General features: G+C 72.1%; 20 protein-coding genes. 8 read left to right on the top strand and 12 right to left on the bottom strand.

Going from position 1 to position 19,468, the window contains the following annotated elements:
* Positions 1-168 precede the first annotated feature (168 nt).
* Complete coding sequence (locus AB0J53_RS11940) at positions 169-2,859, bottom strand: BTAD domain-containing putative transcriptional regulator (protein WP_364171264.1); 2,691 nt, start codon at positions 2,857-2,859, stop codon at positions 169-171.
* 114 nt (positions 2,860-2,973) lie between these two features.
* Between AB0J53_RS11940 and AB0J53_RS11935 the strand changes: the two genes are divergently transcribed.
* Complete coding sequence (locus AB0J53_RS11935) at positions 2,974-3,897, top strand: M23 family metallopeptidase (protein WP_364171262.1); 924 nt, start codon at positions 2,974-2,976, stop codon at positions 3,895-3,897.
* On the opposite strand, the gene AB0J53_RS11930 is transcribed toward AB0J53_RS11935, so the two are convergent.
* A complete protein-coding gene (locus AB0J53_RS11930) occupies positions 3,894-4,697 on the bottom strand; it encodes an FKBP-type peptidyl-prolyl cis-trans isomerase (protein ID WP_364171260.1) in 804 nt (267 codons plus the stop codon). The two genes, AB0J53_RS11935 and AB0J53_RS11930, sit on opposite strands and share 4 nt — an antisense overlap.
* A gap of 92 nt (positions 4,698-4,789) precedes the next feature.
* Between AB0J53_RS11930 and AB0J53_RS11925 the strand changes: the two genes are divergently transcribed.
* Entirely contained in the window at positions 4,790-5,827 is a 1,038-nt protein-coding gene (locus tag AB0J53_RS11925; protein ID WP_219501484.1) for a DUF2293 domain-containing protein, read from the top strand.
* Entirely contained in the window at positions 5,824-6,198 is a 375-nt protein-coding gene (locus AB0J53_RS11920) for an MmcQ/YjbR family DNA-binding protein (RefSeq protein WP_364171258.1), read from the top strand. The genes AB0J53_RS11925 and AB0J53_RS11920 overlap by 4 nt, the downstream gene beginning before the upstream one ends.
* Here the strand turns inward: AB0J53_RS11920 and AB0J53_RS11915 are convergent.
* The 8 genes from AB0J53_RS11915 to AB0J53_RS11880 form a co-directional block, all read right to left on the bottom strand.
* On the bottom strand, positions 6,178-6,792 hold the full coding sequence (locus tag AB0J53_RS11915; RefSeq protein WP_364171256.1) for a LysE family translocator: 615 nt from the start codon (positions 6,790-6,792) through the stop codon (positions 6,178-6,180). The two genes, AB0J53_RS11920 and AB0J53_RS11915, sit on opposite strands and share 21 nt — an antisense overlap.
* Positions 6,793-6,908: 116 nt before the next feature.
* Complete coding sequence (locus AB0J53_RS11910) at positions 6,909-8,096, bottom strand: aminotransferase class V-fold PLP-dependent enzyme (RefSeq protein WP_364171254.1); 1,188 nt, start codon at positions 8,094-8,096, stop codon at positions 6,909-6,911.
* Positions 8,097-8,100: 4 nt separating this feature from the next.
* Positions 8,101-9,207 (bottom strand): ABC transporter substrate-binding protein, encoded by a 1,107-nt coding sequence (locus AB0J53_RS11905; protein WP_364171252.1) that lies wholly within the window; start codon positions 9,205-9,207, stop codon positions 8,101-8,103.
* Between the two features lie 14 nt (positions 9,208-9,221).
* On the bottom strand, positions 9,222-10,190 hold the full coding sequence (locus AB0J53_RS11900; RefSeq protein ID WP_364171250.1) for an amidohydrolase family protein: 969 nt from the start codon (positions 10,188-10,190) through the stop codon (positions 9,222-9,224).
* Complete coding sequence (locus AB0J53_RS11895; RefSeq protein ID WP_219501471.1) at positions 10,190-10,705, bottom strand: 3-hydroxyanthranilate 3,4-dioxygenase; 516 nt, start codon at positions 10,703-10,705, stop codon at positions 10,190-10,192. Before AB0J53_RS11895 ends, AB0J53_RS11900 begins: the two co-directional genes overlap by 1 nt.
* Positions 10,702-11,106, bottom strand: coding sequence for a RidA family protein (locus AB0J53_RS11890; RefSeq protein WP_308125642.1), 405 nt, complete (start codon positions 11,104-11,106; stop codon positions 10,702-10,704). The genes AB0J53_RS11895 and AB0J53_RS11890 overlap by 4 nt, the downstream gene beginning before the upstream one ends.
* A gap of 26 nt (positions 11,107-11,132) precedes the next feature.
* Positions 11,133-11,930, bottom strand: coding sequence for a fumarylacetoacetate hydrolase family protein (locus tag AB0J53_RS11885; RefSeq protein ID WP_364171247.1), 798 nt, complete (start codon positions 11,928-11,930; stop codon positions 11,133-11,135).
* On the bottom strand, positions 11,920-13,356 hold the full coding sequence (locus AB0J53_RS11880) for an aldehyde dehydrogenase family protein (RefSeq protein WP_364171245.1): 1,437 nt from the start codon (positions 13,354-13,356) through the stop codon (positions 11,920-11,922). The genes AB0J53_RS11885 and AB0J53_RS11880 overlap by 11 nt, the downstream gene beginning before the upstream one ends.
* 184 nt (positions 13,357-13,540) lie before the next feature.
* Between AB0J53_RS11880 and AB0J53_RS11875 the strand changes: the two genes are divergently transcribed.
* The 3 genes from AB0J53_RS11875 to AB0J53_RS11865 all read left to right on the top strand — a co-directional run bounded on the left by AB0J53_RS11875 (position 13,541) and on the right by AB0J53_RS11865 (position 15,255).
* Positions 13,541-14,005: a VanZ family protein gene (locus tag AB0J53_RS11875; protein ID WP_364171243.1), complete on the top strand. Its 465-nt coding sequence runs from the start codon at positions 13,541-13,543 to the stop codon at positions 14,003-14,005.
* A gap of 154 nt (positions 14,006-14,159) precedes the next feature.
* Entirely contained in the window at positions 14,160-14,912 is a 753-nt protein-coding gene (locus tag AB0J53_RS11870; RefSeq protein WP_308125632.1) for a GntR family transcriptional regulator, read from the top strand.
* 112 nt (positions 14,913-15,024) lie between these two features.
* Entirely contained in the window at positions 15,025-15,255 is a 231-nt protein-coding gene (locus tag AB0J53_RS11865) for a hypothetical protein (protein ID WP_219501459.1), read from the top strand.
* Between the two features lie 155 nt (positions 15,256-15,410).
* Here AB0J53_RS11865 and AB0J53_RS11860 read toward each other — a convergent pair whose 3' ends face one another.
* Positions 15,411-16,373: a hypothetical protein gene (locus AB0J53_RS11860; RefSeq protein ID WP_364171240.1), complete on the bottom strand. Its 963-nt coding sequence runs from the start codon at positions 16,371-16,373 to the stop codon at positions 15,411-15,413.
* A 177-nt stretch (positions 16,374-16,550) separates the two neighbouring features.
* On the opposite strand from AB0J53_RS11860, the gene AB0J53_RS11855 reads away from it, so the two are divergent.
* Positions 16,551-17,072: a gamma carbonic anhydrase family protein gene (locus AB0J53_RS11855; protein ID WP_219501455.1), complete on the top strand. Its 522-nt coding sequence runs from the start codon at positions 16,551-16,553 to the stop codon at positions 17,070-17,072.
* Here AB0J53_RS11855 and AB0J53_RS11850 read toward each other — a convergent pair.
* Positions 17,044-17,919, bottom strand: a complete 876-nt coding sequence (locus AB0J53_RS11850) for a hypothetical protein (RefSeq protein ID WP_364171238.1) — start codon at positions 17,917-17,919, stop codon at positions 17,044-17,046. The two genes, AB0J53_RS11855 and AB0J53_RS11850, sit on opposite strands and share 29 nt — an antisense overlap.
* Before the next feature lie 80 nt (positions 17,920-17,999).
* Between AB0J53_RS11850 and AB0J53_RS11845 the strand changes: the two genes are divergently transcribed.
* Positions 18,000-19,337 (top strand): hypothetical protein, encoded by a 1,338-nt coding sequence (locus AB0J53_RS11845; protein ID WP_364171236.1) that lies wholly within the window; start codon positions 18,000-18,002, stop codon positions 19,335-19,337.
* Positions 19,338-19,468 lie beyond the last annotated feature (131 nt).

Below are 19,468 nucleotides of genomic sequence, written 5' to 3'. Positions count from 1 at the left end.
GGCGGGCTGTCCCGTTGGGTCGCGCGCTCCCGTGGGGGCCGGGTGGGGCCGAGGGTGTGCGTGGGCGGGTGGTGGCCCTTTCGGGAACGTGCGCCACTTCGGCGGGGGTGGCCGCGTCGGCGGGGTGGCCGCGTCGGGGCTGGGGCGTTGGGCGGTGGGTCGTACGGGTTAGGCGGGGAGGGTGCGGCGGAGGGCGGTGGCGTGGGCCTGGTAGTCGAGGGCGAGGCCGGTGCGGCCGGCGGAGAGGTGGAGGTCGGCGAGCAGTTGGGTGGTGGAGGCTTCGCCGCTGCGGTCGCCGAGTTCGCGGAAGACGAGGAGGGAGCGTTCGAGGCCGGCGGAGGCGGGGGCGAGGTCGCCGCGGGCGACCTGGAGGCCGGCGAGGCTTTGCAGGGCGTAGGCGCCGCAGTGCCGGTCGCCGAGGGACTCGAAGATCTCCAGGGCGTGGCGGTGGAAGGACATGGCCTGGTGGAGGTGGCCCATCTGGAGGCAGACGCAGCCTTCGCGGTGGGAGTCGCCGAGCTCCTGGGCGAGGCGCATGGCCTGGGTGAGGGATTCGGACGCCTGGGCGAGGTCACCGGCGCGCAGGCAGGCGCGGCCGATGGCCTGGCGGGCGAACGCCTCGCCGTGCTGGTCGCCGGCGGCGAGGAACATGGCGAGGGCGCGGCGGAAGTGGCCGAGGGAGCGGGCGTGGCGGCCGCGGAACTGGTGGACGGCGCCGAGCCCGCAGACGGAGGTGGCTTCGGCGCGAAGGTCGCCGAGGTCGTGGAAGAGACGGCGGGAGCGGGTGAAGCCGTCGGCGGCCTCCTCGTACCGGTCGCGGTAGAGGGCGACCTGGGCGAGGCCGCGGAGCATGGCGGCTTCGCCGTACGTGTCGCCGGCGGCGCGGGCGGCGGCCAGGGCGGCGGTGTGGGTGCGCTGCCAGGTGTCGAGGTGGCAGCGCAGGTCGAGGTAGGGGACCATGGCGGCGGCCAGGCCCCAGGCGGAGGCGGCGAGGCCGGTGCGGGCGGCGACGGTGACGGCGGCGGCGAGTGTGTCGTGTTCGGCTTCGAACCAGGAGAGCGGGTCGGCGGTGAGCCGGTCGAGGAGGGGTTCGGGGAGCCGCCAGCGGGGGGCGTCGGCGGCGGTGAGGCCGAAGACGGTGGTGGGCAGGCGGGCTCGGGCGTGTTCGGTGGTGGCGGTCCAGGCGGCGAGGACGCGGGCGAGCCCGTCGCGGTGGGGGGTGCGTGAGGTGGAGTGCTGGCGGATGAGATCGGGCAGGCGGTAGCGGGGCTGGCCGACGGGGTCGGTGCCGACGAGTTCGAGGAGGTTGACGTCCACGAGCAGGTCGGTGACGTCGTCGGCGCGGTGCCGGTCGAGGGCGGCGGCGACGACCCAGCCGGGCTGGGGCGCGGCGCCGAGCAGGCCGAGGGTGGCGAGGGTGCGGGCGGCCTCGGCGGGCAGGTGGCTGTAGCTGCGGTCGAGGCGGGCGCGTACTTCTTCGAGCTCGCCGAGGCGGTCGTCCTGGAGGCGTTGCCGCAGGACGGACAGGGACCAGCCGGGGCGTCCGGCGAGGCGGGCGCCGGCGCTGCGGAGGGCGAGGGGCAGCCGGCCGCAGGCGGTGACGATGGCGAGCGCGTCGGCGCGTTCGCGGGCGACCCGGTCGGGGCCGGCGATCCGGGCGAGGAGGCGCAGGGCGTCGTCCTCGGGCAGTTCGGCGAGGGTGACGTGGCGGGCGCCCGGCAGTTCGGTGATGCGGCGTCTGCTGGTGATGATGACGGCGCTGTCGTTGCCGGGGAGCAGGGGGCGTACCTGGGCGGCGTCGAGGGCGTCGTCGAGCAGGATGAGCATGGGGCGTTCGGCGAGCAGGGAGCGGAGGAGGGCGGAGCGTTCGTGGAGGGTGGGCGGGGGGCGTTCGGCGCCGAGGGCGCGGAGGGCTTCGGCGAGCAGGTCGGCGGGGTGTCTGCCGCCGAGGTCGAGGTGGAGCTGTCCGTGGGGGAAGCGGGGCCGGAGGAGGTGCGCGGCGCGTACGGCGAGGGCGCTCTTCCCGGCGCCGGGCGGGCCGGTGATCACGGCGACGGCGGCGGGGCGCGGGCGGGTGAGTGCGGCGAGTTCGGGCTCGCGGCCGGTGAAGTCGGGGATGTCCGGGGGGAGCTGGTGCGGGGTGGTGGGGAGGGAGTCGTCGGCGAGGGCGGTCTCGTAGGCGCGGCGGAGCTCGATGCCGGGTTCGACGCCGAGTTCGTCGACGAGGCGGGCGCGGATGCCGGCGTAGGCGCGTAACGCCTCGGCTTTGCGTCCGCCGGCGTGGAGGGCGAGGATGAGGCGGCCCCACAGGTCCTCGCGGTAGGGGTGTTCGGCGAGGAGGGCGCGCAGTTCGCGGACGGCTCCGGCGTGGTCGGCCCGGTCGAGGCGCTGGGCGATGAGTTGTTCGGCGGCGCGGAGCCGTGCTTCGTGGAGGGGGTCGAGGCGGCGTTCCCACAGGGGGCTGCCGGGCAGGTCGGCGAGGGGGGCGCCGCGCCAGAGGGCGAGGGCGTCGGCGTAGCGGCCGTGTTCGACGTGGTCCTGGAAGACGAGCAGGTCGAGCGCGCCGGCGGGGACGTCGATGGCGTAGCCGGATCCGGCGCCGCGCAGGGCGTCGCCGGCGCGGGCGGCGCGGGACAGGTCGGCGCGCAGGGAGCTGACGTAGGTGCGCAGGTTGGCCTGGGCGGAGCGGGGCGGGCGCTGCGGCCAGAGGACCTCGGCGAGCTGGTCGCCGCCGACGACCCGGCCGGCGTCCAGCAGCAGGGTGGCGAGCAGCAGCCGTGGCTTCCTGCCGGAGATCCGGACGGGACGTCCCGCTGACCGGACTTCCAGCGGCCCGAGCACGTGAAAAGTGACCGTCATGACCGCATCAGCTCCTCTTTGGAGGCCTGACAGCTTTTTGTATCGGTTCTGGATGTTCTTTGTGCGGTGAATCTCGACCCTGGGTTCAGAGCCCCTCCCGGAAAGGATCACCCGATGAGGTTCAGCGGAGCAATGGTCGCGGGTGTCGCACTCTTACTCAGCATCGGAACGGCGTCCACGGCCTCGGCCGACCCGTCGCTCGACCCGGAGCCGTCGTCCGACAGCGTCGGGATTCTGGCCACCAACTTCCAGCTGCCGTTCCCCTGCGGGCAGTCCTGGAACGGCAACTCCAGCGCGAGCAGCGCGCACCAGTCGTGGGAGATCGACTTCAACCGGGGCAGCACGGCCGGCGCCGACCTCGGCGACACGGTGGTGGCGGCGGCGTCGGGCACGGTGGGCATCTCGGCGCACCAGGGCTCGGCGAACGGCTATGGCAACCTGGTCAGGATCGACCACGGCAGCGGCTGGTCCACCTACTACGCGCACCTCAACACGCGGTCGGTCAGCGCGGGCCAGTCGGTCTCGCAGGGCCAGAAGATCGGCACGGTCGGCAACACCAGCAAGCCGGGCAACAACATCAGCCCGCACCTGCACTACGAGGTGCGGCAGGGCACCGGCTACCCGGACAACATCCGCAAGGCGGTCTTCAACGGCGTCACGTTCGGCTATCCGGTCCAGACGCTGACCTCGCGCAACTGCGGCGGCTCCAGCAACCCGTACACGCCGCAGGAGGCGTGCGGATCGGGCTACGACGTGATCGACTCGGCCGGGCTGGGCACGTCGGGCACGGTCTACCTGCTGTACAACAACGGCAACGGCAACAACTGCGTCGTCACGATGAAGCACACCTCGCTGGGCACGCCCACGGCCACCACCGCGTATCTGGAGGTGCAGGGCAGCACCCGGAAGACCGATTCGGGCAGCTACTCCTACTATGCGGGTCCGGTGTACGCGTACGCGCCGGGCAAGTGCGTCCGGTGGGGCGGCAAGGCGGGCTCGTCCACGTACGACAGCCCGTTCGAGCACTGCGGCTCCTAGAGCGCGTCGAGGATGTCGATGACGTAGAGCGTCGGCTCGCCCCGTGAGCTGGTGGGCGAGCCGATGGCGACCCGGCCGCCGACCCGCTGGCCGCGCAGGCCGTCGACCCAGCCGGGCGGCACCGTGTCGGGGGTCAGCCGGTAGGCGCTCGGGCCGCCGCGCTTGTAGGAGGAGTCCACGACTTCGCGTGTGGGCCAGGAGGCCGCCACGTATTGGATGACGATCTTGTCCCCGGGCATGACCTCGGCCCCGGACCCGCCGATGAGCGTGCGGGCCGGGGCCGCCGGCGTGAGGTCGGCGGGGACGGTGGGCAGCGGCCGGCCCACCAGGCGGGCGTCCGGCGGGTAGCCGCCGATGATGTCGAAGACCACGACGAGTGTTTCGGCGGGCGGGACGCCGTCGAGGCGCATGTCGGGTCCGAGCGTCTGGACGGCGGGGCCGACAAGCAGCACCCGGCTGCCCGCCGCCCGCCCGATGAGGGCCTCCTGCCAGGTGCGGGGCACCGCGCGCCCGTCGAAGACGACGGTGACGGGCTGGTTGACCTCGTACGTGCTCAGGTGCGGCTCGTTGCCCGACCAGCGGCGGATCTCGACGTCGGCGAGCACCACGTCCCCGGGCATCGTGCGCCGTCCGGCGCCGTGGGAGATCAGAACCACCCGAGGCGTACGTCCGGGTTTGCCGGGCGGGATGGTGACGTCGGGCGGGGCGCCGAAGGGGCCGGCGACGACGGGCAGCGTGCCGCTGTCGGCGACGCCACAGGAGGTGGCGAGCACGAGTACGGCGGGCCAGAGCAGGCGCACGATTCCTCCCGGTGCGAGATCCGCCCGCTTCCTTGCCGGGATCACCACAAGGCATGCCCACCTGCTGACAAAGGCGCGGCACACTAAGGGGCGTGAGCAAGCCGAACCTGGCCCGCAGGGTCGCCGAAGCCGCCGAGCTCGCGCTGACCCGCAACAAGTACGTGACGTTCCTGGACGTGGTGACGGGTCTGCGCTGGCTGCATTCGCGTCATGTCGACACCTGGCGGCAGGGCCGGGCGGCCACGCTGGCGGAGCTGGCCGCCGTCGACGAGGACCGCCTGGTGGCCACGGCCGCGCTGCTCGGCGACTGGGCGCGGGCCAGGGGGCTGCGCCCGGTGGAGACGCCGTACGTGTCGGGCAGTCGTGACCGGCGGCCGTTGCGGTTCACGGGCGGGGGCGGGCAGGAGGCGTTCCGGGTGCACTGGCTGTCGCCGGACCTGAGCGAGGCGCGGGTGCGGCAGCTCACCGAGCGGCAGAGCAAGGCGCCGGATCTGGTGGTGGTCGCGCCGCTGGAGGCGTGGACGTGCGCGTCGTGCCGCGACACCGGGCCTTATCTGATCATGGAGGACGACCGGCCGCACTGCCTGACGTGCGCGGATCTGGATCATCTGACGTTCCTGCCGTCGGGTGACGCGGCGCTGAGCCGCCGGGCCAAGCAGGAGAGCCGGCTGTCGGCGGTGGTCGTCCGCTACAACCGGCGGCGCAAGGTCTACCAGCGGGCCGGGCTGCTGGTGGAGGAGGAGGCGCTGGCGCGGGCCGAGGAGCGCTGCCTGGCCGACGAGGAGGTGCGGCTGCGCCGCCGCGAGCGTGACGCGGTGCGCCGCGCCGAGCAGGACGTGGAGTTCCAGGCGCGGATGGCGGCGGAGATCGCCCGGTTGTTCCCCGGCTGCCCGCCGGACAGGGCGCGGGAGATCGCCGAGCACGCGGGGCTGCGCGGCAGCGGCCGGGTGGGCCGCACGGCGGCGGCCAAGGTCCTGGACGAGAACGCGATCACGCTGGCCGTGATCGCGTCCATCCGTCATCGCGACACCGACTACGACGAGCTGCTTATGTCGGGGGTGCCTCGTATGGTGGCCCGAGACCGGATCAGGGCCGCGATCGACCGCAAGCTTGAGGAGTTCCGGACATGACCGACTGGCACGACGTCCGCGAGGAGCTGCGCGCGTTCGCGCTCGGCCTCCCCGAGACCCACGAGGACCACCCGTGGGGCGAGACCGTGATCAAGGTGAACAAGAAGGTGTTCCTGTTCCTCGGCATCGACGAGCAGACCGAGAAGTGGGACCCGACCTTCGGCGTCAAGCTGCTGTCGGAGACGCACGGGCACGCGCTGACCGTGCCGGGGGCGGCGCCGAGCGGCTACGGGCTGGGCAAGGCCGGCTGGGTGACGGTGCCGTTCCTGGCCGAGCTGCCGGAGACCGAGGTGCTGCTCGACTGGGTCGAGGAGAGCTACCGGGCCATCGCCCCCAAGCGGGCGGTCAAGCTACTGGACGGCCAGCCGTAGCGCGAAGCCGACCAGCAGCACGCCGGTGACCCGCTCGACCCGGGCGCGCACCCGGGGCGTGCGCAGCAGCGCGCCGACCCGGTCGACGATCAGGTTGTAGAGGCTGAACCAGAGCGCGTAGAGCACGGCGATGATGCCCGACAGCAGCAGCGCGCTGCTCAGCGTGTCGCCGTGCGACGGGAGAAACTGCGGCAGCCACGTCACGAACAGCAGCAGCACCTTGGGGTTGAGCAGGTTGGACAGCAGGCCCCTGCGCACGTGGACGAGCGGCGAGCCGCCGGGCGCCGACTCGGCCGCCTCGGCGGTCTCGGCGGTCTTGCCGCGGCTCGACAGCAGTGCGTGGACGCCGAGCCAGAGCAGGTAGCAGATGCCCAGCCCGCGCACCACGGTGAAGGCCGTAGGCGAGGCCACGAGCAGCGCCGACAGGCCGATCGCGGCGGCGGCGGCGTGTACGGACAGGCCGAGCAGGCCGCCGAGCATGGTGAGCAGCCCGGCCATCCGGCCGTGGGCGAGCGAACTGCGCATGATCAGGGCCGCGTCGGGCCCGGGGATCATGATCATGACAAGCGTGGTGACCACGAAGGTCAGCAGCATGGCGGGGGTCTCCCGGAGCTGGAGGCGCGCTCCGGTCGACCCGCTCGTGCGCAGGCCGCACGGTGACGCGGGCGAACATCGGTGAAGTGCCTTGTGGGCAAGCCGATGTTACCTGGTCAGGTGACCGCGAGCCGCCGCGCGTATCGGTCGTCGCGCCAGAGCTCCTTCTCCAGCACCTCCAGCAGCGTGGTGGCCGCGTCGTACACGTCGGTGTAGCGCGTGTAGAGCGGCGCGAGGCCGAAGCGCAGGATGTCGGGGGCGCGGAAGTCGCCCTGCACGCCCCGGTCGATGAGCGCCCGCATGACCGGGTAGCCGTCGGGGTGGCGGAAGCTGACGTGGCTGCCGCGCCGTTCCGGGTCGGCGGGCGAGGCGAGCTCCAGCGCGTCGCCGACGAGCTCGACGAACAGCTCGCCGAGCGCCACGCTCTTGGCCCGCAGCTGGTCGAGCGGCACCCGGTCCCAGATGTCGAGGGCGGCCTCCAGCGCCGCGAACGACAGCACGTGCGGCGTGCTGATCGCGAACCGCCTGATGCCCTCGGCCGGGCGGTATCCGCTCTCGAACGCGAACGGGTCGGCGTGGCCGTGCCATCCGGACAGCGTGTTCACGGCCGTCGCGTGGTGGCGCGGGTTCACGTACAGGAAGGCGGGGGCGCCGGGGCCGCCGTTCAGGTACTTGTACGTGCAGCCGACGGCGAAGTCGGCGGCCGAGACGTCCACGCGCAGGGCGCCGACGCTGTGGCACACGTCCCACACCATGAGCGCGCCCGCCGCCTGCACCCGGGCAGTCACCTCGGCGACGTCGTGCCGTTCCGCCGTGCGGTAGTCGACCTCCGACAGCAGCACCACGGCGGCGTCGTCGAAGCGGCCCTCGGCGAAGTCGCGGATCTCGTAGCCGCCGGCCAGCCCTTCGATCATGTAGTGGTCGGTGGGGAAGTTGTTGACGTCGGAGACGATCACGCGGCGGTCCGGGCGCAGCCGCAGGGCCGCCGAGACGGCCTGGTGGACCGCGATGGACGTGGTGTTGCCGGCCACGACCTGGCCGGGCCCGGCGCCGATGAGCGGCGCGATGCGGTCGCCCACGCGCAGCGGCTGGTCGTACCAGCCCGCGCTGTTCCAGCCGCCGACGAGCTGGACGCCCCATTCGTCGGTCACGGCCTGGTTCACCCGTTCCGGAGTGCGGCGCGGCAGCGCGCCCAGCGAGTTGCCCACGAGGTAGATGACGCCTTCGGGCAGCGCGAACTCGTCCCTGAAGTCGCGCAGCGGGTCGTCGGCGTCCAGGGCGAGGCAGCGGTCACGGTCCTGCAACGCGTCACTCCTTCGGGGGGATTGTGGCAATCACCCGATTGATGCCATTTTCGTACTGTCTGGCATACCAGTTCTGGACCGGGTTGTGCGAGGTGTCGTCGAGCCTGAGCTTGCCGCGCGGGCTCTCCAGCTCCTCCACCCCGGCCAGCGCCTCCCCCAGGTCGCCGCCGCGCGCCGCCGCCCGGTCGATGAGCCGCATCGCGTCCCAGCTCTGCAACGCCACCACCGACGGGTTCTTGCCGGTACGCGCCCGCCAGGTGGCGACGAACGCGGTGTTGGCCGGGTTGTCCAGCGCCGGCGAGTAGCTGCCGACGCTGGTGATGCCCTCGGCGTCCCGGCCGATCGCCGCCAGCACGTCCTCGTCCACGAGCTGCTGGCAGGCCAGCAGCTCGATCCGGGCGTCGTAGCCGAGCTGCCTGAACGCCTTGACGAACGTGACCGCCTCCCCGCCCGCGTAGAACGCGTACAGCAGCTCCGCCTCCGGCGGGATCCTCTCCAGGTACGGCTCCAGGTCCCCGACCTTCCCGTACGGCGTCAGGATGCGCGTGAGCGGGCCCGCGCCGTACCCCTCCTCGAACCCGTCGAGCGTCTCCACGCCCGCCGAGTAGTCGGAGGCCATGAGCACCACGCCGGTCCGCCCGTAGCGCTCGGCGGCGTAGCGGCCGGCCGCCTCGCCGTGCTCGCGGTTGGTGTAGGAGACGCGGAAGACGCCGGGGCCGCCCAGCTCGTCGGCGCCCGCGTTGGCGATCACCACCGGCGTGCCGTCCGCCGCTTCGGCGACCGACACGGCGACCGGCGAGGCCAGCAGGCCGGTGATCACGTCAGCGCGCTCCTGGCTCACCAGCCGCCGGGCCTCGCGCCCGCCCCGGTCGGCGGCGCCCGCGTCGTCGGCCACGACCAGCCGGGCCGGCCTGCCGCCCAGCCTGCCGCCGTGCTCGTCCAGGTAGAGGCGCATGGCGGCCTCCATCTCGTCGCCGAGCATCGCGTACACGCCGGTCTGGGAGATGATCGCGCCCACCGTGAGCTCGCCGTCGTCGCGGGCCTCGGTCGGGGCCGGCCCGCCGCAGCCGGCGGCCAGCAGCACCAGCAACCCGGCCACGGGCAGGCGCATGGGTGCTCCCTTCGTCAGCCCAGGAACGCTCCGGCGTTGCCGCCGAGCAGCTTGGCCCGCGCCTCGTCGGACAGGAAGCCCGCCTTGCGGACCAGCGCGCCGACGGGCGACTCGCCGAGCGGGTAGGGGTAGTCGGAGCCGAGCATCACGTGGTCCTCGCCGATCGTGTCGACGAGCAGCCGCAGCGCCCGCTCGTCGAAGACCACGGTGTCGACCGCGAACCTGCCGAGGTAGGCCGACGGCGGCCGCTCCGAGACGCCGACCAGGTCGTCGCGCCGGTGCCAGGCGTTCTCGAACCGGCCCAGCCAGAACGCGAACGACCCGCCGCCGTGTGCGAAGCAGATCCGCAGCGTCTCCGGCACCCGGTCGAAGACGCCGCCGAGGATCAGCGCCAGGATCGACAGGTGCGTCTCGGCGGGCATCCCCACCAGCCACTGCGCCATCCACCGCTCGACGCGCGGGCCGCCGGGCATGTCCCACGGGTGCACGAAGACCGGCACGCCGCGTTCGGCGCAGTGCTGGAGGAACTGCACGATCCCGGCGTCGTCGAGGTCGCGGTCGCCGACGTGGTTGCCGATCTCCACGCCCCGGTGCCCGGCCGCGATGCTCCGGTCGAGCTCCGCGCAGGCCAGGTCGGGGTCCTGGAGCGGCACCTGGCAGAACGGGATCAGCCGGTCGCCGTCGCAGATCTCCAGCGCGAGGTCGTTGAAGATCTTCGCGACCCGTACGGCCTCGGCGGCGGGCCTGTCGTAGGCGAAGAACACCGGCGTCGGCGAGACGACCTGCCGGTCCACGCCGTCGCGGTCCATCGCGGCCAGGCGGACGTCGGCGTTCCAGCAGTCATCCTGGATCTTCCGGAAGTTCCGGTCGTTGACGAGGATGGTCGCCTCGCGCTCCGACTCGATCCGCAACCGGGGCGCCCCCGGCCAGCCCAGCTCCGGCCAGCCTCGGGGCACGTAGTGCGTGTGGATGTCGGTGATCATCAGCCCTTGCCAGGATGGAGCGTGCCGCAGGAGTCACAGGTACGCGCCTTCTCGTCGGTGTAGAAGGCGTTGAAGACCGGCGGCAGGTCCTTGACGATGTCGCGCACCTGCAGCTCGACCTCGTGCACCAGCGCGGCGCACTGCGGGCAGTACCACTGGAACCGCTCCAGGACCCCCTCCGGCCGCACCCGTTCCACCACCAGCCCGACCGAGCCCTCCTCGGGCCGCTGCGGCGAGTGGGGCATCCCGGGCGGCAGCAGCCACATCTGCCCCTCCCGGATGTGCACGGTGTCGGGCCCGTCGTCGGTCATCACGTTCACGTGCATGTTGCCGCGGACCTGGTAGAACAGCTCCTCGTACGGGTCGATGTGGAAGTCGGTGCGGGCGTTGGGCCCGCCGACGACCATCACGATGAAGTCCTCGGCCCCCTCGAACACCACCTTGTTCCCGACCGGGGGCTTGAGCAGATGGGCGTGCTCGTCGATCCACTTGGTGAAGTCGATGGGCGGGATCATGATCGCTCCTGGGGGTGGTAGGCGACGGCTTGCATCTCGATCAGCAGGTGGGGGTGCGGCAGCTGGTGCACCGCGACCGTGGTCCGCGTCGGGCCCTCCTCGTCGAAGAACTCGGCGTAGACCTCGTTGTAGCCCTTGAAGTCGTTCATGTTGACCAGGTACGTGGTGATCTGTACGAGGTCGGCCAGCGAGCCTCCGGCAGCCTTGAGGATGTCGCCGATGTTCTCGATGACCGCCCTGGTCTGCTCGCGGATGTCGAGCTCCGGCGCGCCGTGCTTGTCGACGCGCACGCCGACGAAGGTGTTGTCGGGCCGCCGCGAGCTCGTGCCCGACACGTACAGGAAGTCGCCTGCCCGCTTCACGTGCGGGAACCTGCCGAGCGGTGTCGCCTTGCCACGCACCTGCAGTGCCTCGCCCCGATCAAGGCTCACTGGGAGAACACCGCCCGCACCGAGCCCAGCCCGTCGATGTGCGCCTCGAAGGCGTCGCCGGGCTCCACCGGCACGACGGGGCCGAGCGCGCCCGTCAGCACGACGTCACCGGCGCGCAGCGGGTGCGCGGTGCGGCCGAGCGCCCCGGCCAGCCACACGGCGGCGTTGAGCGGGTGGCCCATGCAGGCCGCGCCGGACCCGGCCGACACCTCCTGCCCGGCGCGCGTCATCCGCATGACGGCCAGCCGCAGGTCGGTCCCGGCCAGCGGGACGGGCGTGTTGCCCAGCACGAACGCGCCCGCGGAGGCGTTGTCGGCGACGGTGTCGGCCGGCGTGATGTCCCAGTCGGCCACGCGCGAGTCGGCGATCTCGACGGCGGGCAGCACGAAGTCGATCGCCCGGATGACCTCCGCGACGGTGAACGGCCCGCCCACCAGGTCGGCGCCCATGACGAAGGCGATCTCCGCCTCGGCCCGGGGCTGCAGGAACCTGCTCACCGGCACGGGCAGCCCATCAAGGTAGGACATATCCGCAAAAAGCATGCCGTAGGTGGGTGTGTCGATCCCGAACTGCTTCTGCATCAGCGGATTCGTCACGCCGATCTTCCGCCCGACCAGCCGCCGCCCCTCGTCCAGCGCCCGGGTCGTGTTGATCTCCTGTACGGCGTAGCCCTGGGCCAGGGTGCTGACCAGGTCCCGGATGGGCGCGCACGGCTTGCCCGACCGGGCCGCCTCCAGCAGTCGGTCGGCGGCCTGGCCACGCGCATCGACTGCCTGCGACCATTCATCGTGCATCGGGGTACTCCAGCTTGATCGTAATCGTGGTGGGCTCGGAATAGAAGTCGAGCGACCGTGTCCCACCTTCCCTGCCAATGCCCGACAGCTTGACGCCGCCGAACGGGGTGCGCAGGTCGCGCAGATACCAGGTGTTGACCCAGACGAGCCCGGCCTCGATCCGCTGCGCCACCCGGTGCGCCCGGTCGAGGTTCGCCGTCCACACGGTGGCCGCGAGCCCGTAGTCGCTGTCGTTGGCCAGCGCCACCGCCTCGCCCTCGGTGTCGAACGGCGCGACGTGGCAGACCGGCCCGAAGATCTCCTCGCGGTTGAACGCCGACGACTCCGGCAGCCCGGTCACCACGGTCGGCTCCACGAAGTAGCCCCCGTCGCGCGCGTCGCCGAACTCCGGCACGCCGCCGCCGGTCACGAACTTGGCCCCCTCGTCCCGGGCCAGCGTGTAGGCGCCGAGCACCTTGTCCCGGTGCTCGGCCGAGATCATCGGCTGCGGCTCAACCTCGCGCGCCCGCGCCGCCAGCCGCGCGCAGAACTCCTCGAACACCGGCCGCTCGACGTAGAGCCGCTCGGTGCACAGGCAGACCTGGCCGCCGTTGGTGAACACCGACCTGGCGCAGCCCTCGACCGCCCTGTCGAGGTCGGCGTCGGCGAACACCAGGCCCGCGTTCTTGCCGCCGAGCTCGAAGGAGACCGGCCTGACCCGGTCCGACACCGAGCGCATGATGGCCGTGCCGGTGCGGGTGGAGCCGGTGAACGTCACGCCGTCGATGCCGGGGTGCTCGACCAGGAGCCGGCCGCTGGTCCCGTACCCGAAGATCACGTTGACCACGCCGTCGGGCAGGCCGGCGTCGGCGCAGATGTCGGCGAACAGCGACGCCGAGCCGGGGGTGTTCTCCGACGGTTTGACCACCACGGTGTTGCCCGCCATCAGCGCGGGCGCGAGCTTCCAGGTCATGAGCAGGAACGGCAGGTTCCACGGCACGACCACCGCGACCACGCCGAGCGGCCTGCGGATCGTGTAGCTGAGCACGCCGGGCAGGTGGAACGCCTCGTCGGGGCGCTGCGCGGCGATCTCGGCGAACGCCCGGAAGTTGGCGGCGCCGCGCGGGATGTCGAGCGTGCGGGTCTGCTCCAGCGGCTTGCCGGTGTCGGCGATCTCGGCGGCCACCAGGTCGTCGAAGCGGGCCTCGATGCCGTCGGCGAGCCTGCGCATCCACCCGGCGCGCTCGGCCGCGGGCAGCGCCGCCCAGCCGGGCGCGGCCGCGGCGGCGGCCTCGACGGCCTGCCGGACGACCTCCTCGTCCGCCTCGCGCGCCTCCCCGGCCCGCGCGCCCGTCATCGGGTCATGGACGCCGAACGCCGGCCCCTGGGCCACCCGCCGGCCGCCGATGAAGTGGTTCAGCACCGAGCTCGCCTCCTCGCTCTGCATCGTCTCTCGCCGGCGGGCGCCGCGCCATGCCGCTCCTGCATGATCGCGGAGACCTGTCCTGGGAGTCATCTTCTCGTAGCCACGAATCGGCCGACATCATGGTCCGGTGAGGCAGACGTGGGTTTTGTGGGGAAACGTCATTATTGCTGGTACCTTTGCGCTGTTTTTCGGCGTGCTCGCCATCATGCTCCTCGCCCGGCGCCGCACCCGCCGAGGCCACCCCGCGCCGCTGCGCACCGCGCTCGCCGACGTGGGGATCGTGGTCGGCACGGCGCCGTGGATCTGGATGATCCTCACCCCGGCCACCGGTCAGGAAGGTGTCAGTCTCGTCCCGTTCAGAGACCTCGCCTGGATCGCGAGCGCGCCGTGGGAGACGGTGTTCGTGCAGGTCGGGGGCAATCTGCTGGTGTTCGCGGCGCTGGGGGCGCTGCTGCCCGTGCGCACCGCCAGGATGGCCTCCGCGGCCCGCGTGGCCGCCGTCGCGGCCGGAGCCTCGGCGCTCGTGGAGGTGCTCCAGTACGCGCTGCGGCTCGGCAGGTTCTCGTCCGTGGACGACGTGCTGATCAACACGCTCGGCGCGGTGGCGGCGGCTTTGGTTACTCGCCGCTGGTGGGCGTCTCATATTTCGGTCAGCCCGATTTCCCGATAAATAGGCAACTAAAAACGGGCACTAATCGACACACAGGCACACACCGCTCAAAAGAATGCTCGGGACCAACCTCCGTATCTGTGCGATCGTGGACAAGACGGGGCAAGTTCTCTGGAGACGCCAAACCCGCTTGGTGACAGAGGGTGATCAAACAGTGTCTGAATCCCCGGTACCCCACGAGCCCCCTATCTATCGACGCATCGCCGACGGCCTCCGCTCCCGGATCCTGTCCGGCGAATTGCGCGACGGGGAACGGCTGCCGGGCGAGAACGCGCTCATGGCCGACTACGCAATCGCACGGGCCACCGCCAGGCAGGCGCTTGCGGTACTGATCAACGAAGGGCTGGCGGTGCCGAAGCGAGGCTCGGGGGTCTACGTGAGACTGTTCAAACCGATCCGCCGGCACGGCTCCCGCCGTCTGGCGCGCGAGCAGTGGGGCCAGGGACGATCCATCTGGGAGGCCGACACCCGCGGCCGCCCCTTCACCGTCGACGAGGTCGAGGTGGCCCGCGAACAGGCCCCCGACGAGATAGCCGGCGTGCTGGAGAGCCGCGAGGTCTGGGTGCGCCGCCGGCGCTACTCCGTCGACTCGCGGCCCGTGCAGCTCGCCACCTCCTACTTCCCGGCGCAGCTCGTCGAGGGCAGCGCCATCACCGCCGCCGAGACCGGGCCCGGCGGCGTCTACGCCAGGCTGGGCGACCTCGGCCTGCCCCCCGCCCACTTCACCGAGGAGGTCCGCGCCCGCATGCCCCGCCCCCGCGAGAGCGTCATGCTCGGCCTGCCCGGCGGCACCCCCGTCATCGTCATCGACCGCACCGCCTACACCGCCGGCGGCCTCCCCGTCGAGCTCAACGAGATGGTCCTCGACTCGGCGGCTTACGTACTCCAGTACGACTTCGACGCCTGAGTCAAGAAGGCAACGCTGACCTGTCCTTCCCGATCATTGACGTCTCTAGAGATGTGGCGCACCTTCGAAGGAGATGGAACCTCGTACAGGGGCCCCTGGAAGGTTGAACCGGATGACCTTTGACCGGCATCTAGCAGAGATCGCCCGGGAGTACCCGAAGTGGACCATCTGGCGTAGCGACGCCGGCCGCTGGTGGGCCACCCGTCACCACCCGCTGGACGCGGCCCAGCGCGACGCCGGATGCGCGATGACCATCGACGCGGACGACCCGGAGCAACTCCGTGAGCAGCTCCGGGACCAGGAGAGGCGCGCAGGCGAGGAGGAGGGGCGCGCCCCTCCCTGAGGCGTGGGCCGGTGCTGGCCGGTCCACGCCCTAGAGCCGCCCGGTGCCGGGTCCAGCGTCTCGGCGGCCCCGGCACCGGGCAACCAAACGGGGCCACTGACGTGGAAGCCTCCGACCCGATCGGGGGCGGAGGCTTCCACTTCGATCCTTCTGTCCTACTTGCGGGCCTCGGAGAGCCGGCCGAGGTTCACGTCCGTGTCGTCGGCGTTCTGCGGCTCCTGAACGTCCTCCCGAACGTCCTCCCGCTCGACGACGATCCGCACGTCGTCCTGCGGGGCCGGGCCCACCGCCGGCTGGGTGGCGTCGGCGATGAGGGCGCCTGCGGCGGCCTCGTTGCGCATGAGGTCGCCCAGCACGCTGGTGACCTCGTTGAGCCGGCGCACCACCTCGGTGTGGGTGTTGGTCAGATACTCCACCCGCCGGCCGGCGTGCTCGTCCAGCGCGGCGACCCGCTGCTGCGCGGCCTGGAGCGCCGCCTCGGCCTCCGCGTTCGCGGCCTTGACCAGCTTGTCCGCCTCCGCCTGGGCGGTGGTGATCAGCCGCTCCGCCTCGGCGCGCGCGCCGCCGACCGTCTGCTCGGCCTCGGCCTGCGCCGATGTCACCATGCGCTCGGCCTCGGCGTGCGCCTCGCGGAGCCGGCTCTCGGCCTCGGCGCGGGCGGTGCCGCGGGTCTCCTCGGCGTCGGCGCCCGCCTGGGCCAGCATCCGCTCGGCGGCCTCGGTGGCCTCGCCAACGCGCCGCTCGGCCTCGGCCTGCGCCGAGGTGAGGATCTTGTCTGCCGTCTCGCGGGCCGTGCTCGTCATCCGCTCGGACTCCGACCTGGCGGCGTCGCGCAGCGCCTTGGCCTCGGCCTCGGCCTCCTCGCGCATCGCCGTCGCCTCTTCCTGGCCCAGCTTCAGGATCTGCTCCAGCCGGGTGCTGGGATTGAAGTTCTGCGGCACCTCGGCGATCTGCCGCCTGGCCTCAGCGAGCTCGATCCGGCCCTGCTCGGCCTGGTCGATCGCGCGCGCCAGCCGCTCTTCGAGATCCCTGATTTGGTTACGGGTGCGGATCATGTAGTCGTGGACCTGACGGCGGTTGTAGCCGCGCATCACGACTTCGAACGTGTCCTCTTGCATCAGATCGGGAATGCTCTCGTGCCGGTTTGTCATGCTCTACCTAAGGGGTTGCGTAAGGCGGGGAAAACTGCGGGTTGTGAGGGTCTGACGACGAGACGTTAAGAATCGACTTTCCTGCCATCTGCCCCCCTCCGCAACCGGAACGCCTGAGGAGAGACGGGAATTACGATGGGGCAGATGTACATCGCGGCATTGGACGGCGACGCTGTTCCGGACATCCATTCTCAGGCCTACATCGCCCCCGGTGCGGTCGTGGTCGGCAGGGTCTCGATCGGCAGGGCGTCGAGCATCTGGTACGGCTCCGTTCTGCGAGGTGACGACGAGCGGATAGAGATCGGCGAGGAGTGCAACGTGCAGGACCTGTGCTGCCTGCACTCCGATCCGGGCGAGCCCGCGATCCTGGAGTCGCGGGTCAGCCTGGGGCACAAGGCGATGGTCCACGGCGCCCACGTGGAGTCGGGCGCGCTGATCGGCATCGGGGCCATCGTGCTGGGCGGCGCCCGCATCGGCGCGGGCACGCTGGTGGCCGCCGGAGCCCTCGTGGGCCCCGGCAAGAAGATCCCGTCCGGCGTGCTGGTCGCCGGCGTGCCCGGAAAGATCGTGCGCGAGCTCACCGACGACGACCGGGCGTCCTTCGCCCGCACGCCGGACAACTACATGGCCAAGGCTCTCAGGCACCGGCAGGCGTCAGCAGTTTGATCAGGACCTCGTCCGACACCGAGGCGGTGTTGAGCGGGTCGGCGTACTCGGGCATCTCCGGCCGCAGGAAGCGGACGTAGTCCACGGTCAGCTTCAGATCGGGCAGCCCCCTGACCTGCTTGGCGTTGCCCTTGGTCACGTCCTTCTTGAGCGTGCTGTAGCTGTCCCAGTCCGTGTAGGCGGTCACGCCCCACTGCAGCACCTCGGGCAGCTCCGACGGCCAGCGGCTGCCCACCTTCCACGCGCCGCCCTCGTCCTTGTAGAGGGCGACCGCGACCCGGCCCACGCGGGCCAGCACCAGCTCCACCCAGGCGCCCTTGACGGCCAGCTCCTGCGGCTTGGAGCTGCCGTCCCTGGTGAACTTCACCTCGACCTGGCTGCTCTTGTCGCCCGTGCCGGTGGTGACGGACATCCAGTTCGGGTTCTCGTACGAGCCCGGCACCCGGGCCATCAGGCCGCCGAGCGAGAACTTGCGCTTGGGCTTGCCGCCCCGCTTGCCCTCGACCTTGACCCGGGCGTGCATGACGATGTCGCCGGCCAGCTCCTGGTAGACGAACGGGCCGCGGAAGCCGTCGAACCAGGCGGACGTCTTCGGCTCCAGGTAGAGGGCGCCCTTGGCGGTCTTGTTCACGTCGAGGACGGCGATCCGGTCGACGTCCTTCTCGGTGTCGCTCAGCTTGGTCCACATCGACAGGTCGGTGGCGGCCCCGAACTCGGTCGAGGCTCCGCCCACCTCACCGCCGGGCGCCGGGGGCGAGGCCTTGGCGAGGGTGAGGACCCCGAGGGTGGGCGTCGGCGGCTGTGCCGTCGTCGCCGTGCCGCACCCCGCCAGGACACACAAGGCCATCACGCTCCCCGCCATCTTTGCCCTCATAGCGGCCATTCTGCCGTGTTCCGGACGTGGTTGATTCGAGTTCGCCCAGTACGATGGCCGCCGTGCGCCCGTGGAATGCGTTCACCGCCGTGGAGGCGGAGGTCCGCGCGGTGGTCACCGGCCCGCGCTGGCCGGAGCTCCCGGAGCCCGCACGCGCCCACCAGATCGCCTCCCGCGCCCTCGTCACCGCCGACGGCGACCGATGGCTGTTCGCCGCCCACGCCCGCTGGCACCTGCACGACCCGGCAGGAGGCCGCTGGCACCCCGCGCCGCCGCCCCGCCACCTGCCCGCCCGCCGGGTCAAGCACGCCGCCGCCGCGCTGCCCGCCGACCTCGTCCCGCGCGGCCCCGACTTCGCCGCCGAGCCCGGCTCCACCCAGGCGTTCGTCGGCCCCGACGTGCCCGACCGGCTGTGCGGGCACATCCGCGAGCTGCTGCGGGCCAACTGCGGCAAGTCCGAGCCCGAATACCCGCTGACCGCCTTCGGCGAGATCTTCGCCGCCGACGTGCCCAGCACCGTGGCCGCCGTCTGGGGCACGATCATGTGGTGCGCCTACGCGCCCGCGTTCGACGGCAACGAGCGGCTGCTCACGGCCTTCGGGGAGTTCCTGCGCCGGCCGCTGCCCGGCGACGAGTGGGTGCGCTGGCTGCCCGCGCCGCCGCTCGCCGACCTCGTCCACCTCGTCGCCGAACGCCAGCGCGCCGGCCACCCGCGCGCCGCCCTCCGCCTGACCGCGCTCATCGCCGACACCGCCCAGTTCCTGCTCGCCGACGCCCGCTTCCGGCCCCGCGCGCTCGCGCTGCTCACCATGACCGAGCCCGCCCTGCAACAGCCCGGCCTCGACGACCACCTCCTCGACGACCAGGCCCTGCGGAGCGCCTGGCTCGCCCGCTGCCCGCCCCGCCTGGCCCGCGCCCTCCTGTGCGACACCGACCCCGAGGCGCACCTCGCCCACACCGTCTACGACCTGCTCGAAGCCCTGGCCCACACCCCCGACCCGGCCCGGGCCGCCGCCGCCCACCTGGCCGACCTGTCCGACTCGCGCGGCCTGCTGCCAGGCCGTCTCGACCACCGCCTGCGCCGGGCCTACGACGACCTCCACCGCGCCGGCCTCACCAGCACCTCGGCCGCCGAGCGCACCCAGCCCGACGGCTTCCCCATCCGCCCGCCCGCTTTGGGGCATGCCACCGGGACGGGCCCGTACGCCGTGCTGGGGGAGAGCGGGGATCGGGGGCGGGTGGCGGCGGTGCTGGGGGCGGCGTACGCCGTGGGGCTCGCCTGGAGCAGGGTGTCGGGGGCGCGGGTGCCGGAGCGGGGGTTCGCGGGGGCGGCGGCGCTGGTGCGCAGGCTCATCCACGAACGGGACGACGAACCACCCCAAAACCACTAATCCCAATTTTTCACTCCAACCCCGCCCATATCCCGCAATCACTCCATCGAACCGCCCATTCGCTGAATTGTGATCTGGGTTTGGGGAAATGACCCTCCTGTGGCCCGGGTGGCGCCGGAAGGAATGACTCC

It is taken from the genome of Nonomuraea sp. NPDC049725 (assembly GCF_040674795.1).
In the GTDB taxonomy this organism is placed as follows: domain Bacteria; phylum Actinomycetota; class Actinomycetes; order Streptosporangiales; family Streptosporangiaceae; genus Nonomuraea; species Nonomuraea ceibae.
The sequence above is the reverse complement of the archived record's forward strand: the minus strand, read 5'-3'. Positions and strand labels throughout refer to the sequence as shown.

Bases quoted from the DNA above. Each gene is read 5' to 3' on its own strand.
- AB0J53_RS11920 (WP_364171258.1), top strand. From the start codon at position 5,824: ATGACCGACTGGCACGACGTCCGCGAGGAGCTGCGCGCGTTCGCGCTC.
- AB0J53_RS11860 (WP_364171240.1), bottom strand. From the start codon at position 16,373: ATGCAAGAGGACACGTTCGAAGTCGTGATGCGCGGCTACAACCGCCGT.
- AB0J53_RS11855 (WP_219501455.1), top strand. From the start codon at position 16,551: ATGTACATCGCGGCATTGGACGGCGACGCTGTTCCGGACATCCATTCT.
- AB0J53_RS11850 (WP_364171238.1), bottom strand. From the start codon at position 17,919: ATGGCCTTGTGTGTCCTGGCGGGGTGCGGCACGGCGACGACGGCACAG.
- AB0J53_RS11915 (WP_364171256.1), bottom strand. From the start codon at position 6,792: ATGCTGCTGACCTTCGTGGTCACCACGCTTGTCATGATCATGATCCCC.
- AB0J53_RS11875 (WP_364171243.1), top strand. From the start codon at position 13,541: ATGCTCCTCGCCCGGCGCCGCACCCGCCGAGGCCACCCCGCGCCGCTG.
- AB0J53_RS11940 (WP_364171264.1), bottom strand. From the start codon at position 2,859: ATGACGGTCACTTTTCACGTGCTCGGGCCGCTGGAAGTCCGGTCAGCG.
- AB0J53_RS11895 (WP_219501471.1), bottom strand. From the start codon at position 10,705: ATGATCCCGCCCATCGACTTCACCAAGTGGATCGACGAGCACGCCCAT.
- AB0J53_RS11935 (WP_364171262.1), top strand. From the start codon at position 2,974: ATGAGGTTCAGCGGAGCAATGGTCGCGGGTGTCGCACTCTTACTCAGC.
- AB0J53_RS11865 (WP_219501459.1), top strand. From the start codon at position 15,025: ATGACCTTTGACCGGCATCTAGCAGAGATCGCCCGGGAGTACCCGAAG.
- AB0J53_RS11900 (WP_364171250.1), bottom strand. From the start codon at position 10,190: ATGATCACCGACATCCACACGCACTACGTGCCCCGAGGCTGGCCGGAG.
- AB0J53_RS11880 (WP_364171245.1), bottom strand. From the start codon at position 13,356: ATGCAGAGCGAGGAGGCGAGCTCGGTGCTGAACCACTTCATCGGCGGC.
- AB0J53_RS11845 (WP_364171236.1), top strand. From the start codon at position 18,000: ATGGCCGCCGTGCGCCCGTGGAATGCGTTCACCGCCGTGGAGGCGGAG.
- AB0J53_RS11885 (WP_364171247.1), bottom strand. From the start codon at position 11,930: ATGCACGATGAATGGTCGCAGGCAGTCGATGCGCGTGGCCAGGCCGCC.
- AB0J53_RS11905 (WP_364171252.1), bottom strand. From the start codon at position 9,207: ATGCGCCTGCCCGTGGCCGGGTTGCTGGTGCTGCTGGCCGCCGGCTGC.